This is a genomic window from Streptomyces sp. NPDC052042, from assembly GCF_044548345.1.
GTDB lineage: Bacteria > Actinomycetota > Actinomycetes > Streptomycetales > Streptomycetaceae > Streptomyces.
In genome coordinates this window covers 44,972-60,573 of record NZ_JBIUBU010000032.1, presented here as the reverse complement: position 1 = coordinate 60,573, position 15,602 = coordinate 44,972, and the positions used below count along the sequence as shown (strand labels likewise).

17 protein-coding genes and 2 pseudogenes are annotated in these 15,602 nt (G+C 70.2%); 5 read left to right on the top strand and 14 right to left on the bottom strand.

Annotated features, from left to right (window positions below):
• Positions 1-126 precede the first annotated feature (126 nt).
• The 8 genes from ACIHCL_RS32790 to ACIHCL_RS32755 form a co-directional block, all read right to left on the bottom strand.
• The gene (locus ACIHCL_RS32790; RefSeq protein WP_399867749.1) at positions 127-363 is read right to left on the bottom strand and encodes an acyl carrier protein; all 237 of its coding nucleotides are present in this window, start codon (positions 361-363) and stop codon (positions 127-129) included.
• Positions 360-1,421, bottom strand: a complete 1,062-nt coding sequence (locus ACIHCL_RS32785; RefSeq protein WP_399867747.1) for a beta-ketoacyl-ACP synthase III — start codon at positions 1,419-1,421, stop codon at positions 360-362. Before ACIHCL_RS32785 ends, ACIHCL_RS32790 begins: the two co-directional genes overlap by 4 nt.
• Positions 1,422-1,462: 41 nt before the next feature.
• The gene (locus ACIHCL_RS32780) at positions 1,463-2,866 is read right to left on the bottom strand and encodes an MFS transporter (RefSeq protein ID WP_399867745.1); all 1,404 of its coding nucleotides are present in this window, start codon (positions 2,864-2,866) and stop codon (positions 1,463-1,465) included.
• Positions 2,867-3,035: 169 nt separating this feature from the next.
• Positions 3,036-3,785 carry an aspartyl/asparaginyl beta-hydroxylase domain-containing protein gene (locus ACIHCL_RS32775; protein ID WP_399867743.1) on the bottom strand — a complete coding sequence of 250 codons (750 nt, stop codon included), beginning with the start codon at positions 3,783-3,785 and terminating at the stop codon, positions 3,036-3,038.
• Positions 3,786-3,965: 180 nt separating this feature from the next.
• Entirely contained in the window at positions 3,966-4,613 is a 648-nt protein-coding gene (locus ACIHCL_RS32770) for a DJ-1/PfpI family protein (protein WP_399867741.1), read from the bottom strand.
• Between the two features lie 290 nt (positions 4,614-4,903).
• Positions 4,904-5,425: a copper chaperone PCu(A)C gene (locus ACIHCL_RS32765; RefSeq protein ID WP_399867739.1), complete on the bottom strand. Its 522-nt coding sequence runs from the start codon at positions 5,423-5,425 to the stop codon at positions 4,904-4,906.
• 72 nt (positions 5,426-5,497) lie between these two features.
• Complete coding sequence (locus ACIHCL_RS32760) at positions 5,498-7,786, bottom strand: heavy metal translocating P-type ATPase (protein WP_399867737.1); 2,289 nt, start codon at positions 7,784-7,786, stop codon at positions 5,498-5,500.
• Entirely contained in the window at positions 7,786-8,010 is a 225-nt protein-coding gene (locus tag ACIHCL_RS32755; protein WP_399867735.1) for a hypothetical protein, read from the bottom strand. Before ACIHCL_RS32755 ends, ACIHCL_RS32760 begins: the two co-directional genes overlap by 1 nt.
• A gap of 260 nt (positions 8,011-8,270) precedes the next feature.
• On the opposite strand from ACIHCL_RS32755, the gene ACIHCL_RS32750 reads away from it, so the two are divergent.
• On the top strand, positions 8,271-8,486 hold the full coding sequence (locus ACIHCL_RS32750) for a heavy-metal-associated domain-containing protein (RefSeq protein WP_399867733.1): 216 nt from the start codon (positions 8,271-8,273) through the stop codon (positions 8,484-8,486).
• A gap of 102 nt (positions 8,487-8,588) precedes the next feature.
• Here ACIHCL_RS32750 and ACIHCL_RS32745 read toward each other — a convergent pair whose 3' ends face one another.
• The gene (locus ACIHCL_RS32745; protein WP_399867731.1) at positions 8,589-8,798 is read right to left on the bottom strand and encodes a hypothetical protein; all 210 of its coding nucleotides are present in this window, start codon (positions 8,796-8,798) and stop codon (positions 8,589-8,591) included.
• 294 nt (positions 8,799-9,092) lie between these two features.
• On the opposite strand from ACIHCL_RS32745, the gene ACIHCL_RS32740 reads away from it, so the two are divergent.
• Positions 9,093-9,884 (top strand): hypothetical protein, encoded by a 792-nt coding sequence (locus ACIHCL_RS32740; RefSeq protein ID WP_399867729.1) that lies wholly within the window; start codon positions 9,093-9,095, stop codon positions 9,882-9,884.
• Between the two features lie 140 nt (positions 9,885-10,024).
• Complete coding sequence (locus ACIHCL_RS32735; RefSeq protein ID WP_399867727.1) at positions 10,025-10,612, top strand: sigma-70 family RNA polymerase sigma factor; 588 nt, start codon at positions 10,025-10,027, stop codon at positions 10,610-10,612.
• A 1,111-nt stretch (positions 10,613-11,723) separates the two neighbouring features.
• Here ACIHCL_RS32735 and ACIHCL_RS32730 read toward each other — a convergent pair.
• A pseudogene (locus ACIHCL_RS32730) lies at positions 11,724-11,994 on the bottom strand (helix-turn-helix domain-containing protein); the annotation flags it as partial.
• A gap of 292 nt (positions 11,995-12,286) precedes the next feature.
• Here ACIHCL_RS32730 and ACIHCL_RS32725 point away from each other — a divergent pair.
• On the top strand, positions 12,287-12,730 hold the full coding sequence (locus ACIHCL_RS32725) for a hypothetical protein (protein ID WP_399867726.1): 444 nt from the start codon (positions 12,287-12,289) through the stop codon (positions 12,728-12,730).
• The gene (locus ACIHCL_RS32720) at positions 12,706-13,359 is read left to right on the top strand and encodes a hypothetical protein (RefSeq protein WP_399867724.1); all 654 of its coding nucleotides are present in this window, start codon (positions 12,706-12,708) and stop codon (positions 13,357-13,359) included. The genes ACIHCL_RS32725 and ACIHCL_RS32720 overlap by 25 nt, the downstream gene beginning before the upstream one ends.
• A 13-nt stretch (positions 13,360-13,372) precedes the next feature.
• Here the strand turns inward: ACIHCL_RS32720 and ACIHCL_RS32715 are convergent.
• The 4 genes and pseudogenes from ACIHCL_RS32715 to ACIHCL_RS32700 form a co-directional block, all read right to left on the bottom strand.
• Positions 13,373-13,679 (bottom strand): annotated as a pseudogene (locus ACIHCL_RS32715) (SAM-dependent methyltransferase); the annotation flags it as partial.
• Positions 13,680-13,856: 177 nt separating this feature from the next.
• Positions 13,857-14,153, bottom strand: coding sequence for a DUF202 domain-containing protein (locus ACIHCL_RS32710; protein ID WP_399867722.1), 297 nt, complete (start codon positions 14,151-14,153; stop codon positions 13,857-13,859).
• Entirely contained in the window at positions 14,150-14,539 is a 390-nt protein-coding gene (locus tag ACIHCL_RS32705; RefSeq protein WP_399867721.1) for a YidH family protein, read from the bottom strand. Before ACIHCL_RS32705 ends, ACIHCL_RS32710 begins: the two co-directional genes overlap by 4 nt.
• A gap of 229 nt (positions 14,540-14,768) precedes the next feature.
• The gene (locus ACIHCL_RS32700; RefSeq protein ID WP_399867719.1) at positions 14,769-15,551 is read right to left on the bottom strand and encodes a 2-keto-4-pentenoate hydratase; all 783 of its coding nucleotides are present in this window, start codon (positions 15,549-15,551) and stop codon (positions 14,769-14,771) included.
• Positions 15,552-15,602 lie beyond the last annotated feature (51 nt).

Genomic DNA, 15,602 nt, shown 5'->3' with positions numbered 1-15,602 from the left:
CGACGTGCTCTGGGCGATGCTCCGTGACGGAAGGCTGTTCACCTCCGCCCCACCGGTCACACAGGCGGCTTGACACGATCATTGAGATTCCTTCTGATGCGGTGGCGGGGTGGGGCCGAGGTCACGTCAGGCGGTTAGGCGGGCGTCGATCAGCTCCGCGGTCGCGCCGAGCGTGAGGTCGGGGACGAGTTCGCTGTCCTCGACGGTGACCCCGAGGTGCCGTTCGATGTGGATGCTGATCTCGACCATCGTCAGCGAGTCGACGTCGAGGTCGGCGTAGGTCGCCTCGGGCCGGAAGTGGTCGGCGGGGGCGTCGTGCAGGGTGGTGAGGATGGACACCAGCTGCTCGTAGGTGGCGGTCACGGGGCGGATTCCTCTTCGTGGTGGGCAGGTTCGGCGGCCGGTGGCAGTTCCGGCCAGGTGAGGAGGCAGGAGCCCCAGGTGAGGCCACCTCCGAAGGCGGTGAGCAGCACGCGGTCGCCCGGCCGCAGGACACGGTTCGCTTGGTCGTCGGCGAGAGCCAGCGGGATGGAGGCCGCGCCGGTGTTCCCGGCCGTCTCCACGTGGGTGGCACAGCGGTCGGCGGGCAGAGCGAGGTCGGTGGCGACGGTGCGCAGGATGCGGAGGTTGGCCTGGTGGGGCACGAAACGGTCGACGTCGTCCACGGTCAGGCCGACACGGTCCAGCACTGTGCGGGCCGAGGCCGTCATCCGGCTCAGCGCGTGGCGGAAGACCTCCTTTCCGCGCATCGCGAAGTGGCGTTCGGCATGTGAGGTGCGGGCGGGGTCGGCTGGGAGGCGGGAGCCCCCGGCCGCGACGCTGATCATGTCCTCGTGCGCGCCGTCGCTGCCGAGGTCGAGCGGCCCCAGGGCGCCGGGCTCGTCGGCGCGTCCGGCGCGCAGGACGACGGCCCCCGCCCCGTCCCCGAACACCACCGCGTTCTGCCGGTCGTCCGGGTCCACGATGCGGGAGTACACGTCGGCGCCGATGACCAGGACACGGACCGCCACCCCGGAGGTGATCAGGCCCGCTCCGGCGGCCAGGGCGTAGACGAACCCGGTGCACACCGCGCCGACGTCGAAGGCCGCGACACCGGGCAGCCCGAGCCGAGCGGCGACCAGCGGCGCGGTGGCCGGGCAGGTGCGGTCGGGTGTGGTGGTGGCCACGACGACGGCGTCGGCCCTGTCCGTACCGGAGTTGGCGAGGGCGCGGCGGCCCGCGGCGACGGCTAGGTCGGAGGTGGCCTCGTCCGGGGCGGCGAGGTGCCGGGAGCGGATGCCGGTCCGGGTCCGTATCCAGGCGTCGTCGGTGTCGAGCCGGGCAGCCAACTCGTCGTTGCCGATCTTGCGCCAGGGCAGCCACCCTCCGACGCCGCAGAGTACGGCGGCACGGTCGGGTCGCCCGGCGGGGGTCGCAGACATGGTTCTCCTGGCGAGTGGTGTGGTCGCGGGCGTTGAGGTGTTCACCGGGTGGTCGCCCTCCGGGACGCGAGGGCGGTGAGCGCGCCGAGCGCCAGGGCTCCGGACATCGCGAGCAGGGCGGTCCGTACGCCGTCGAGCAGGTCCGGGGCGGAGGACTGCTGGCCGATGCCGGAGGCGGCGGCGACGAGCAGCGCGAGGCCGACCGCGCCGCCGACCTGGAGGGAGGTGGACGCGATCCCGGAGGCGATGCCCTGGTCGCCCGCAGCCACCCCCGAGGCGGCGGCGATCCACAGGGCCGTCCACGCGGAGCCCTGTCCGAGGCTGATGAGCACGATTCCCGGCAGCAGTGACACGTAGGAGCCGTCCGCCGCGACGGTGGGCACCAGGGCGAGTGCGCCGACGGCACCGGCCGCCAGCCCGCCGACCAGCAGCCGCCGCATCCCGAACCGGGCGACGGCGGGCGGTCCGGCCTGGGTGCCCGCCGCGACGACGACGGCCGGGAGCAGGAAGCAGAGCCCGGTGGCGAAGGCGTCATAGCCGCGCACGGCCTGGAAATACAGGGTCAGGAAGTACGGCAGCGAGCTGAACGTCGCGCTGAACAAGGCCGCCACCGCCGAGGCCAGGACCAGCCCCCGGTGCCGGAAGAGGCGGACGGGCATCAGCGGATCGGCGGCCCGGCGCTCGACGACGGCGAAGAGGGCCAGACAGACGAGCCCGGCCGCCGCCGCGACCAGGGATGCCGGGCGCGTCCATCCCGTGGCGGGCGCGTACACCAGCAGGAAGACGACCAGGGTGAGCCCGGCGGTGGCGGTGAGCGCCCCGGCCGCGTCGAAGCGGCGGGTACGGTCCCGGGGCGGATCGGCCGGGAAGAGCAGTCGCCCCAGCACGGCCAGGGCCAGGGCCACGGGGACGTTGACCAGGAACACCGAGGGCCAGCCGTACCCGTGGACCAGGACGCCGCCGAGGAGCGAGCCGAAGCACAGCCCGCCCGCGCCGGCCGCGCCCCAGACGGCGAGCGCCCGGTTGCGCACGGGCCCTTCGGCGTACGTGGTGTTGATGAGCGACAGCGTGGCCGGGAAGAGCAGGGAGCCGCCCATCCCCTGGGCCGCGCGGACGGCGAGCAACACACCGGGTGACTGTGCGAGCCCGCCTATCAGGGAAGAGGCCGCGTATATCGCCGTGGCGAGGACGAACATCCTGCGGCGGCCCAGGAGGTCCGCCGCGCGTCCGCCGAGCAGCAGGAAGCCGCCCGTGGTGACGACGTACGCGCTGACCACCCACTGGAGGTCGTGGTCGGAGAACCCGAGTCCCGCGCCGATCTCCGGCAGCGCCACGTAGACGATGCTGTAGTCGAGGGAGATGACGAGCTGGGCCAGCGCGAGAACGACCACGGGGAGGCCGAGGCGCCGACGTCCTGCCGTCGACTCGGATGCGGTCGCGGACATGATCGTCCCTTTCTGGGTGTGAGCCCGGCGTACGGGCCGAGGGGCAGGAGCGGTCGCGGACGGCGCGTGCGGGCATGCCGGACATCGCCCCGGCGTCGGGCGCGGGGCAGCGGGGGCGATGTCCGGTCGCGCGCCATGGTGGGCGGACGGGTCGGGACGCGGCGGGAGATCACATGTCGGCGAGCAGTTTCCGTACCTCCCTCACCAGGACGGTCAGCGCCCTGCGTTCGGGAACCGTCGTCTCCGGATGCCAGAGGTCGACCAGGAGACAGGTCCGGGGACGGTCGCTGCGGTTCTCCGCGTGGTGCTCGAAGGAGTAGTCGAAGAGCAGACAACGGCCCTCTTCCCAGGTGCGCGTCTCACCGGCGACGGTGATGTCGCAGTCGTCCGGGATGTCGACGGCGAAGTGGAGGTTGATGCTGAAGTTCCACAGATCGCTGTGCGGTGCGATGCGGGACCCTGGGAGCAGCGTCGAGAAGTGGCTTTCCAGGAGCGGGCAGATGAGGCCGTCGGCGACGGCGACGTCTCTGATGACACCGAACGCGGTGGGGGACAACTCGGCTGATTCCGACTTGAGTTGGCCGTCCTGGTAGAGGTAGAGGGACTGCCAGTCGTCCTGGCGGATCAGATAGTGCTCGTAGTCCGAGAACGCCGTACGCCGCGTCCGCCAGGCCCGCTCGTGCTCCGCACGGATCGCGCCGTGCGCGTTCTCCAACGCGTCGACGAGCGAGGCGATCGCCGGATCGCTCCGCGGATCGTGCCAGGGCTTCTGCGATATGCCCGGCAGAATCCACTTCGCGCCCGCCTGAAGGGGATGCCTCGGCATTCCTCCCGGAGCAATCATCTCCTCCACCCGTGCCAGCGAGTCGGGGCCGAACTTCTCACGTATCGCGGCAAACTGCTCGTCCGTCGGCTGCATCACGCATTCCTTCCCGCCCATACCGCGAAGGGGTGCACCGGGCGTCGCACCTTTCGCGGCAGCGGCCTTGTCGAGGGTTGGTGGCCGCTTCGTGTCAAAAGTCGAACGGAGATCCGGCCGAGTTCCCGCCGTGGCCGAAAAAACTGATCGGAGCCGCACTCGGCGGGAAAGCGGTCGGGCTCAGTCGCTCTCTTTCGACGCATCGGGGCCGAAAACGGTGAAGAGGGTGTCGACGACCTCGTCCGAAGCCGTCTCCCTGCTTCCCGCGTCGTAGGGCGGCTGGGGCGGGTACTCGATGAGGAGCTGCACAGCCTGGGCCACGTCGTCGCCCGAGATCCGGCCGGCCAGCGTCAGGGCCATGTCGATACCGGCCGAAACACCGGCACCGGTCACGTAGTGGCCGTCGACTACGACGCGCTCCGGAGCCGGCGTCACCCCGAACTCGGTGAGCTGGTCCAGCGCTCCCCAGTGGGTCGTGGCGCGGCGGCCGGACAGGATCCCGGCTGCGGCCAGCACCAGCGATCCCGTACAGACGGACGTCATCCAGGTCGCCGACCGATCGGCCCTTCGCAGCCAGGCGTGCAGAGCGCCGTCCGCCATCTGGTCCGCCTGCCCGGGGCCTCCGCCCACCAGGACCACGTCCGGTGCGGGCACCCCTTCCAGGTGCCTCACGGCGCTGATCGACAGGCTGCCCAGGTCGTTGGTCACGAGGCCGGGGTTCTCGGCCACGAAGACGACCTGGGCCCCCGGAAGGCGTCCCAGGACTTCGTATGGGCCGATGACGTCCAGTGCGGTGAATCCGGGATAGAGCACGATCGCGACCTGCACGGAAAGCTCCTTCGGTGAATCGGTCAGGGCAGGTGCACAAGCGAAGGCGAGAATTTCGGGCAAGCGGAAGAAGCCGGTGTGGTCTCCGCTCGGTCGGCGAACGCCCCGCCGCCCGGAAACCGCAGAAGCGAAAGTGCTCCGCGCTGCTGGAAATACGCTGCCGTCACAGAGGAAAACGGCTGCCGGGCCGTTCCATAAGTCGGGTGGATGTCCTGCTGAGTTCCCACGTCGGCGGATTGACTCGTGGGGATGGCAAGGCCCCGGTGAGAGAGGGGACGCCCGGCTCGGCTTCAGGGTGGGGACCCCAGGGCGACCGGCCGGACAACGGCGTCCACGGTGACCGTCCCGGACCGCTGGAAGTCGAGGGTGAACGTGACGCGGTCCCCGGGACGCCACGAGGCGTCGGAGCGGAGGGTCACCGCCGAGCCGTGCGGGGACATCTCCACCTCTCCGTACGCCGGGATCACCACGTCCCCGGACCGCTCGCGGTAGGCGCCGTTCGCCGTGTTCATGCGGTGCACGGTCAGCTCGGGGGCCGAGGCGGCCGAGGAGGTGACCGAGCGGAGTCGGTCGGGGGCGCCGCCGGTGTTGACGATGCGGAAGTAGGCGTTGGTATTCCGCCCCGGTATCACCGGCAGCAGGACCCGGGCTTCCCGTACGTCGATCTTCGCGGGGCTGCCCGCGTATCCGGCGGTGGTCCAGGCGGAGAGGCAGCCGATCGCGGCGAGCGAGGCCAGCGCCACCACCGCACCGGTCCCGGCCGCCTCCCGTGCCCGACGCAGACGGCCGGAGCTTGAGAGGAGGTTATTCATGAACGCGCGCTCCCTTGCGGAGAGGAGGGGATATGAGCTGTGCCGGAACGATGCGGGCGGGAACGGTGGATGTCACACCGGGCTCCGTGCGGTGGTACGGGTATGGGGCTTCCGAGCGGGCGAGGGCTGCCAGGTGCGCAGCCGCAGGCTGTTGGCCACGACGAGGACGGAGCTGAGGGACATCGCGACGGCGGCGACCATGGGGTTGAGCAGGCCGACCATGGCCAGCGGCATGGTCACGGCGTTGTAGCCGAAGGCCCACACCAGATTGGTGCGGATGATGCCCAGGGTGTGCCGGGCCAGCCGGACCGCGTCCGCGAGCGCCTCGATGTCGCTGCGTACGAGGGTGACGTCGGCAGCGCCGATGGCCACGTCCGTCCCGGTGCCCATGGCGATGCCCAGGTCGGCCCCGGCGAGCGCGGCGGCGTCGTTGACACCGTCGCCGACGACGGCGACCCGCCGCCCCTCGGCCCGCAGCCGGCGCACCAGTTCGGCCTTGTCCTGCGGGGTGCACCGGGCGTGGACCTCCGCGATGCCGAGATCCTCGGCGACCACCCGTGCGACGGGGGCCCGGTCGCCGGTGGCCAGCACAGGGCGGACGCCGAGCCTGCGCAGCCGGTCGACGGCGCGGTAGCTGCCGGGCCGTACGAGATCGGCGACCTCCACGATGGCGGCGGGGACCCCGTCGACCCGTACCAGCACTGCTGTACGGGCGACCTCGTCGGCCCGCTCTCGGGCGGCTTGCAGGGAGGCGGGCAGCTCGGTGCCGTCGGGTGTCAGCACCTCCACCTCGCGTCCCTCCACCGTTCCGCTCACCCCGTGCCCTGCGATGGCCCGGAACCCGGTCACGGCGGGCAGGTCATCGTCTCCGGCGGCGCGGCGGGCAAAGGCCGCGATCGCCCGGCCCAGCGGGTGCTCCGAGCCCTGCTCGACCGCGCCCGCCAGCCGTACGGCCTCGTCCGCGCCCGGACCGTCGGGCGCGGCGGTGACCCGACCGACGCTCATGTGCCCGGAGGTCAGGGTCCCGGTCTTGTCGAGCACCACGGTGTCGACGTGCTGGAGCCCCTCCAGCGCCTGGGGTCCGCTCACCAGGACGCCCAGCCGCGCCCCGCGACCGGTGGCGGCCATCAGCGCCGTCGGGGTCGCGAGGCCCAGCGCACACGGGCAGGCGACGACGAGGACCGCGACGGCGGCGGTGATCGCGGCCTGCGGGTCGGCCTCGGCGCCGAGCCAGAAGCCGAGCGTCGTGGCCGCGAGCGCCAGGACGACGGGGACGAAGACGCCCGCGACGGTGTCGGCCAGCCGCTGGGCGCGGGCCTTGCCCGCCTGGGCGTCGGTGACCAGCTGAGTGATGCGGGCCAGTTGGGTGTTCGCGCCGACGGCGGCCGCCCGCACCAGCAGCAGACCGCCCATGTTGACGGAACCACCGGTCACCGGGGACCCCGGACCTACCTCCACGGGTTCGGACTCACCGGTGACCAGGGACAGGTCGACGGCCGAGCTGCCCTCGGTCACCTCACCGTCGGTGGCGGCCAGCTCCCCCGGGCGCACCACGAAGATCTCGCCGAGCCGCAGCCGCTCGATCGGCTTGAGCTCGTCCACCCCGCCGCGGCGTACCGTGACCTCCTTCGCGGCGAGCCGGGCGAGCGACCGCAGGGCCGCCCCTGCCCCACGCCGGGCCCGGCCCTCCAGGAACCGGCCCAGCAGGACGAACAGCGGTACGCCTACCGCCGCTTCGAGGTAGACGTGCGCCATGCCGTCGGAGGCCGAGGGGACCAGGCTGAACGGCATCCGCATCCCGGGCAGACCGGCACCGCCCAGGAACAGCGCGTACACCGACCAGCCAAACGACGCGAGCACACCGAGCGAGACCAGTGTGTCCATGGTTGCCGTGGCGTGCCGAAGTCCGCTCAGGGCACGGCGGTGGAAGGGCCATGCGCTCGCAGTCGCGACGGGAGCGGTGAGTACGAAACACAGCCACTGCCAGTTGTCGAACTGCAACGCGGGAACCATCGACAGGACGAGGACGGGAATCGACAGGACCGCGGTGACGAGCAGACGTCCGCGTTCCCGCTTCGCCTCGTCCCCGGACGCCTCCTCAGCCTGGGCAGGCCGCTCGCCCTCTGGCGGCATCACGAGGTGAGCGGTGTACCCGGCGGCGCCGACCGCCGATGTCAACTCCTCGACGCTCACCTGCGGGGGATGGCTGACCCGCGCCCGCCCGGTGGCGAGGTTCACCTCCGCCGTGACGCCGTCCAGCTTGCCCAGCTTGCGCTCGACCCGCCGGACGCAGGCCGCGCAGGTCATTCCCCCGACGGCGATGTCGGTCACGAAGACGGTGGGCGCAGCTTCGGCCGCCATCAGTGACCGCCCCCGTGCTCCATCGGCATTTTCCCGTCCCGGGCGGGCGCGTCGCCGGTGATTCCCGGTCCATGCATCCCTGGCGCGACCGGCCCCACCGCCTGCCCCACCGCGTAGGCTCCCGCGAACACCGCGCCGAGCAGGAACAGGAACGCCCACAACGCGGGTGGTGGGACGAGCCGGGCGGTCTTCGCTCCGGTCCCGCGATCTGCCTTCTGCTCCACAGCATGCTCCTCGACGTTCTGGACACGAGCCGATGCGCGACGGCTCGGGGCGGTCCAGAAGTCGAACGAGGGCCGACGGGAGTTCCCGGGCGTACGGGTGAACAGCGTCACAACACCCGTACGGGTGAAGGCGGGAGCGGGTCCGGGTCGGTACACGACTCCTGTGGTGACCGGCTGACCGAAGTTGTCCGACCGAGCGGCCGGTGAACGCCTGCCCTCCGCTGCCCGTATGCGGAGGGACCCGACACCAGGAGCAGAGCATGAGCGAGAACCGTTACCGCGTCACCGGAATGTCGTGCGGCCACTGCGTGGCGAGCGTCACGGAGGAGGTTTCCGAGGTGCCGGGCGTCGACGAGGTCGAGGTCGGCCTTCCCGATGGGACGGTTCTGGTCCGCGGCCGGGACCTCGACGACACCGGGATCCGCGCGGCCATCGCCGAGGCCGGATACACCGTCGCGGGGCCGGTGACGGGCTGACCCGGCGGCCCGCCGGTCACCGAGCGGCGCTCGTCCACACCGTCCTGAGCCGAGTGGTGAGTGCGGGTCCGGGAAGCCCCACTCCCCGGACCCGCGTGGCTGTCATGCGCTGACGGCTGCGTCGAGGCGGCCGGCTTTGGCCTCCTCGATCAGGGACCCGAACTGGTCCGCGCTCATCTCCACCCGTTGACCGAAGTCGTCGGTGATCACGATCCGGCGTTCGGCCGGAGCACTCTCGTCCACGAACAGCTGCGGACAGCCGCAGTTGCAGTTCCCGCAGAAGGTGGCCAGGGGGGCGGGTGATCCGGACATCGCACTTTCCTCCACATTCGTCGGCCCCCGGGCGGAGCCAGGAGCCCGAGTACCGAGGTGATGCCCAAGGCCCCGGACGGCACGCTCCGTCGGCCTCCGGCGTAGAAGCACGCCGATTCGGCCGCGCGCACCCGATGCACCCGAAACCCTCAGGGGAGGGGAACTGGAAGGAGCTGCCGTACGACCACTCAGATGTCGGCGGGTCGGCTGCCAGGGCGGCGGGACAAAGTCCGGAACACGCCAAAGGGGACCCGGCCTGGAGGTGTCGGCGGGGCAGTGCCAGGATCGGGAAGCATGTCGGTGGGATGGCGGTTTCGCACCACACGGTCCGCGCTCTTCGCGGTCGTGTGCGTATCGCTGGCTGCCCTCGGTCACGTCCTCATGTCGGGCGCCCCGCTCCCCTGGTGGGCGCTGGGGCTGTGCCTGACCGGCGTCGGCGCACTGGCCTGGCTCGTCGCCGGAAGGGAACGGGGCCAGGCCACCGTCATCGCGCTCACCGTCGCAGTACAGGCAGCGCTCCACGCGGCGTTCACTCTCGCCCAGACCGCGCAGCAGACAGCCACGGGGACCGGGGGCGAGTCCGCGCTCGCCGTCAGATGGGCGGACGCCTTGCTGTGCGGCCCGCACAGCGACACGGCGGCGGCGGCCCGCGCCTACGACGTGGCCGCACAGGCCGGGCTGACGGACAGCATGCCGCTGCCCCGCCTGGAAGGGGGCTCCTCCACCATAGCGGCGCTCGGGCACACCGCCCACGGAGCCCACACGACCGGGGCTCACGCCGCCCAGCCCGCACACGACATGGCGGCGATGACCGGCACCGCCTCCTGGGGCATGCTCGCGGCACACGTGGTGGCGGCGCTGCTGTGCGGACTGTGGCTGGCCCGCGGCGAGCGCGCCGCCTTCCAGATCCTCCGCGCCCTGGCGGACCGCTTCCACCTTCCCCTTTTCCTTCTCGACGCACTCCGGCCGCTGCCGTCCGCACCCCCGGCATCCGCCGCCGACCGTTCCGTCACGCGCCCGCGCCCGCGCCTGCTCGTCCACACGCTCGTCACCCGGGGACCACCCAGAGAGATCGCTGTCCGCTGACAGCTGGCTCACGTCGGCCGTTCGACCACCGCCGACGTGCACCCGTGCACGTACCGCACGGGTGCGATCTCTCACTCACCGGACCGGGTCACGCCCATGGGCCGCGCCCTGTCCGGGCACCCGGAAGGAACCGCAGTCCCATGCTTCCTACCCAAAAACAAACCGGGGTGACGGAGGACGAAGTCACCGCCTGGGCTCTCGGTGCCGCAGCAGGTGACGCCGACGCCTTCGGGCTCGTCTTCCGCGCCCTCCACCACGACGTACGCCGTTACGTCACCGCCCTGGCCGACGACTCACAGGTGGCCGAGGACCTGGTTCAGGAGACGTTCCTGCGCGCCGTGAGCACGGTCCACCTCTTCCAGGGCCGCGGCTCGGCCCGTGCCTGGCTGCTGACCATCGCCCGCCGAACGGTCGTCGACAACCTGCGGCGCGCAGCTTCCCGGCCGCGCCTGGCCGACACTCCGGACTGGCAGTTCGTCGCGGAGTGCAGTCAACCGCGCGACCTGCCCGGCTTCGACGAAGGCATCGCCCTGATGGCCCTCGTCGACGCGCTGCCCGACGATCGCCGCGAGGCATTCGTCCTGACCCAGCTCCTGGACATGCCCTACGACGACGCGGCCCGGACCAGCGCGTGCCCCGTGGGTACTATCAGGTCCCGGGTTTCCCGAGCGCGTACGACGCTCTGCGCGATGCTCGACGACAAGACGGAGCCGGCGCTGTCCTGCTGATCGCACAACAGCTCGTCACATCGCCTACCGCTCGGACCGCTTACCACGCACCGAGCGGTAGGCTGCCGTTCTGGTTCCTCAACACGTGCTTCCCGGATATGGCAACATGCGGACAGCCGGGATGCGATCACAGCGGCCGCATTCTCATGGCTTCCCCACAACCTCCAACGCGGCTACTGCCCGCAGCCGGAGAGCCTGCAGCGCCGATGGCTACGGACGCCGTACGCCACTGCGGTCACCACACCTCGCGGATGGCGAGAGTTGTCTCATCCGGCCAGGCCCGCCCCCTTTCAAACTCCGAGGCGCACACCGAGACCGATAGGACACTTTCGGTGAACTTGGCCATGGCCCACCGGCTCGCCACGAACACGAACCGCGGCGACTCTCGCCACCGACGTCATGACGATCATGGCCCGCTATGCCCTGAAAGAGGCCCCCATGACCTACACGCTGCACCGAGGCGACGCCCTGACCGTCCTGAAGTCGATCCCGGACGAAAGCATGTAGACCGGGATTTCGGCCGCACCAAACGACTCCCGCATCCGGGTCCGTGTCGTTACTGAACTTCGGCTCGTTAGGGTGACGTTGGGTGTCGAGGGCGAGGCCGGTCCCGGTGATGAAGCCGTTGAGGGTGTCGGGCCGGTATTGGAGGCGTTTGAGTCGGTTGCGGACGAGGGCTTCGAGTCGGTGGAGAGCGACGACAGCGAGGCTGGCTCGAACAACTCGGCCGCCTGCATACGCACCGTCTCCCGGCGCAGCCGTCCCGCAGCGGTCAGCCCGCCCCCATCCGCATACCTCACACACCACCCAATACAGCCATCACACCGAGCCCATCAGAGACTTCGGGAAAGTTCACCCTGACGAGCCAAAGTCAGTAAGGCCTCATGGCAACCTCTGGGGTCGGGCTGACGCGTACGAAGAGGATGCGTCCGGTTGTCGGGTTCAGCACCGCGACCTTCAGCGGAGAGCGGGCAGCGGCCTGGATGCGAGAAAGCCAGGCCTGATTTCGGCACCAGGATCGTCAACCCCGCCGGCCACTTGACGAGCCCTCCGGGATCCGGGCAGACCACACCAGCGAGATTGAACCCGCTGTTCTCCCACCTCGGCCGGGCGTAAAGGTCCTCGGCCGGCCACCCTTGCACTTCGGGTAGAGCGCCTCAAAGCCGTCCGCGTTGAAGTTGTGGATCACGCCCCGGACCCGATCCGGGCTCGTGAACGTCACCCCGGCGATCCGATCCTCGCCACGGACATGCCGTGCCCGGACAGCAGCACCATCTGCGCCCGCCGCCACGTCACCACCGAACCGGTACCCCGGCGAAGGTCCGCAGCAACCGCCTGCCCTCGTCGTCATCGATCTCCCGGACCCGCACACGTTCAGCCACCTGATCACTCTGACCGCCCCGTACCACCAGACACAGCAACCGGACGACACGTCACAACGAAGCGAACGTTGCCTGATGCTGCACTAGCCGCTACGCGCTCACAGCGGTGCCTGGCCGAGGGCATGCGGGCTGGCGTCGATGAGGGCGGCTGGTCTCGCCGTACTGGACGCGAAAGTGCTCGGCGGAGGCCAGCACTTCGGGTGGGGCCCTGGGTCCTCCGTATGGGGGACGGGGGAACGATTCTGTCGGCGAAGCAGGCACGTTCCTGGCCGAGGTGTGGCACGGTCCGGCCATGAAGGCGATCAACGTCGTGGCCGCGGCCGTTGCAGGTGCTGCACTGCTCGTTGCTGCCGGGCCGGCCACCGAGGCGTCGGCGGACCGGTACTGGAGCAAGAAGGTGAAGTGCGAGGAATCCGATCCCGAGGGAAGGGTGATTCCCACTCGGTACGGCAACGGCGATCTCGGCTGGAGCCACTTCTCCGGCAAGCACAACATCAGGAAGTGCAGGGTCGTCAATGCTGCCCTGGCCGGGAAGGTGGATCGAAAGAACGGGGGGCGCCTAGGGTACTACGGGGTCGCCCGCAACGGCCGCCGAATGGTCAAGATCGTGGTCATCGTGCAGTACGCCCGCCGTACCGCAGATGGTGAGTACGATGCGGGAAAGGGCCAGAAGATCGGTGTCATCACGGCCTACTGCAAGGGCGTCACCAAATGCCCGGACTGGGTCAACGCGTGAGCGGACTGTGCCAGGAGACGGTCGAGCACCAGGCGTATCTCACACGTTTCCTTCTCGACTACACCGCGGTTCCCCTGATCGGCCGGACCCTCCTGCGCGGAGTTCTGCCGACGCAGGACGCCGTCCGGATCGTCACCGGCGACCCCGGCACGAGGACGCCGCGCGCGCTGGTCGCCTACGAGATCCCACTGGTCGACGACGATGACGAGCCGGTCACCGCCCCACTGATCCTGGGCTGGACACGAACGCTCGCAGCCGGTACTCCCCCGAACCCGGACACAACCATGATGGGCATGAGCCTGATCCGGGTGGACACCTCCGCCGTCGAACCGGCACCACCGGCACGCACCGACCATGCGCTGCGCGTGCTGCGGACCCTGGCCTGGCCGTCCGTGGAGACACCGCCGAGCCCGGCACTGTGCGGGTTCCTCCTCACCAGTCATGACGGCATGCGGCTCTACGTCGCAGTCGAGGAAGCCGAGGGCCTGGTCGCGGCCGACGTGCGCCTCACCGGCGCGCTGACCGCACTGCTCGCCGCTCTCCCGGCGCTCGTGCGCGAGGAGGAACGCTGGACGGTCGACGAGACCGACCCACACTGCGTCCGCGCGGTGGACTTCACCACGTGGTGAACCCCGGCCAACCCGTGTCGCAGAGGACGAGGTGGCTGCCTGCCGGGAGGGCGGCCATGTATTGCCGGGTGGGGTCGATACCGGTCTGGGGCTCGACGTGTCCCAGTGTGGACAGGAACATGACGGCGATGGGCCGGGTCATGTCCAGAGTCCGACCGGCTTCCCGGAGGACGTGCTCGGCTTCCGAGCATGTCCGCGTGGACGTAGTCCGTCATACCTGCCGGTGCGCTCGTCAGGAGTGCCCTGGCGTGGGCCAGGACCAGCGGGTCGTTGTCGACGTACGTAATGCGTGCCTGTGGCTGAACGGTCTGCGCGACTTCGCGACATGGGCGATCGGCCGACCGCTGGTTCGGACCTCTCGGACCGCGCGCTCGCGGAGCTCGTCCGGGTATTTACGGGGTGCTGCCATGGTGCTGGTGGTTCTCCTTCGCCAGGACCGTAACCCTGGCATCAGGGACTCCACAAATCTCGGTACAGCTCACTTCACTTCGCTGGTTTCAAAGGGTTGGAGACGTGGCCTGCGCGGTGATCAGGATGCCGACACCTGTCGCGCAGCAGGTCATCGTCATGTGCCGGATACGGATGTTGGTCTTCGTGGCCATGGTCAGAGCCGCCACTGCGATGAGGAGAATTCCTGCGGCTGTGGCGGCCGGTCCCGGGTGGGTGAGTCCGTTGCACAGTGCCAGGATCGCCACGGCTAGTGCAGAGAGTGCAGTGCGGCGGCTCGCGAGTGCGGTCCGTTCGGACTGCAGGCCGGAATCTCGTGTCCGTTCGGCGCGCTTTTGCGACGTCATGGTCCCTTGGCGATCAGGAAAAGCAGGCCGAGGCCCGTCAGCGAGGCGCCGAGTGCCAGCGCCGACAGCATTCGGGTGGGCGGCAGTGGCTGCTTGTGGCGCATCGCTCGTTGGACCGTGCGCCATCGCCAGTATGCCGCGGTACACAACAGGGCTCCTGTCACCGCCAGTAGCGCGCCGAGTGCCGTCCCCACGGTCCCTCGCGTGTGCGGTTGGATGAACTGGGCCACAGCGAGGGCTCCCGCGATCAGGGCGAGGCCCGTTCTGAACCAGGCGAGGAACGTACGCTCATTGGCCAGCGAGAAACGGTAGTCCGGCTCCTCGCCCTCTTCGTACCACGGGGCGGAGCGACCGGTGCGGGGCGCGGTGGACCAGGGGAAGCTCACGGGACCCTCCCTGCAGGTGTGCGGCACGGGTACCGGCTGTCCGGATCGGTGAGCAGGACAATCACGGGAGGCTCCCTGAATACGAGGCGGGGCCGGGAAGGGGGATTCGGTCGGGGGTGGTTCGGCTCCCCTCACGGTCCATGCCGACCCCCGTGAGTTCCCCTGACGCGACTGAATCGAACGGGTATGAGGACTCCGTGGGGGCCGGCGGCGTCGCCGCTCCCCGGTTTCAGACGCTGGTCAACCTCAGCGTGCCGAGGTGGGTGAACTCCGCGCTGATCTCCTGCCCCGGCACCATGGGCACCGCGTCCGTCAGTCCTCCGCTGAGCACGAGCCACCCCTCTTCGATGGCGATCCCGCGTGCGCCGAGCGAATTCGCCGCCAGGGCGAGCGCTTCCGCAGGGTGGCCCTGTACCGCAGCGCCGGTTGCGGAGTCGATGATCTCGCCGTCGGCCCCCAGATCACAGGTCTCCAGCGCGAGGTCAAGTGCCTGCGGCGGCAGTCCGAGCCCGCCGATGACGAAGCGGGACGACGAGGCGTTGTCAGCGACCACATCGGCCAGCGCGAAGGAGAAATCGGCAAAACGGCTGTCGATGACCTCGAACCCGGCATGCACGCTGCGGACGGCAGCGAGTGCGGTCGCGGCGGTGACCCCTGGTCCGCACAGCCGTTCCCCCATCACGAAGGCGATCTCCGGCTCGACGCGGGGATGGATCAGCTCATGGAGTGGCACAGACGCACCCTCCGGCAGCACCATCGCATCCGTGAGCCATGCGGTGAGCGGGGAGTCGATGCCCATGCGCTGCTGCTTGGCACGGGAGGTGAGGCCGAGCTTGACCCCAACGATCTTCTCGCCAGAGTCGACCTTGCGGCGTACTAGGGCATCCTGCACCTGGTACGCGGTGGGGAGGTCAAGACTCTTCCAGTCGTCGCTGATCCGGTCGCCGGCTCGGCGACCGGCCTCCCGGCTGAGCAGTTCGTCCACCGCTCGGTCGATTGTCCAGTCACTCACGAGGGCTCTCCTTGTGGCATCGTGTGGCGAACTCCACCCTGAGCGCGGCCC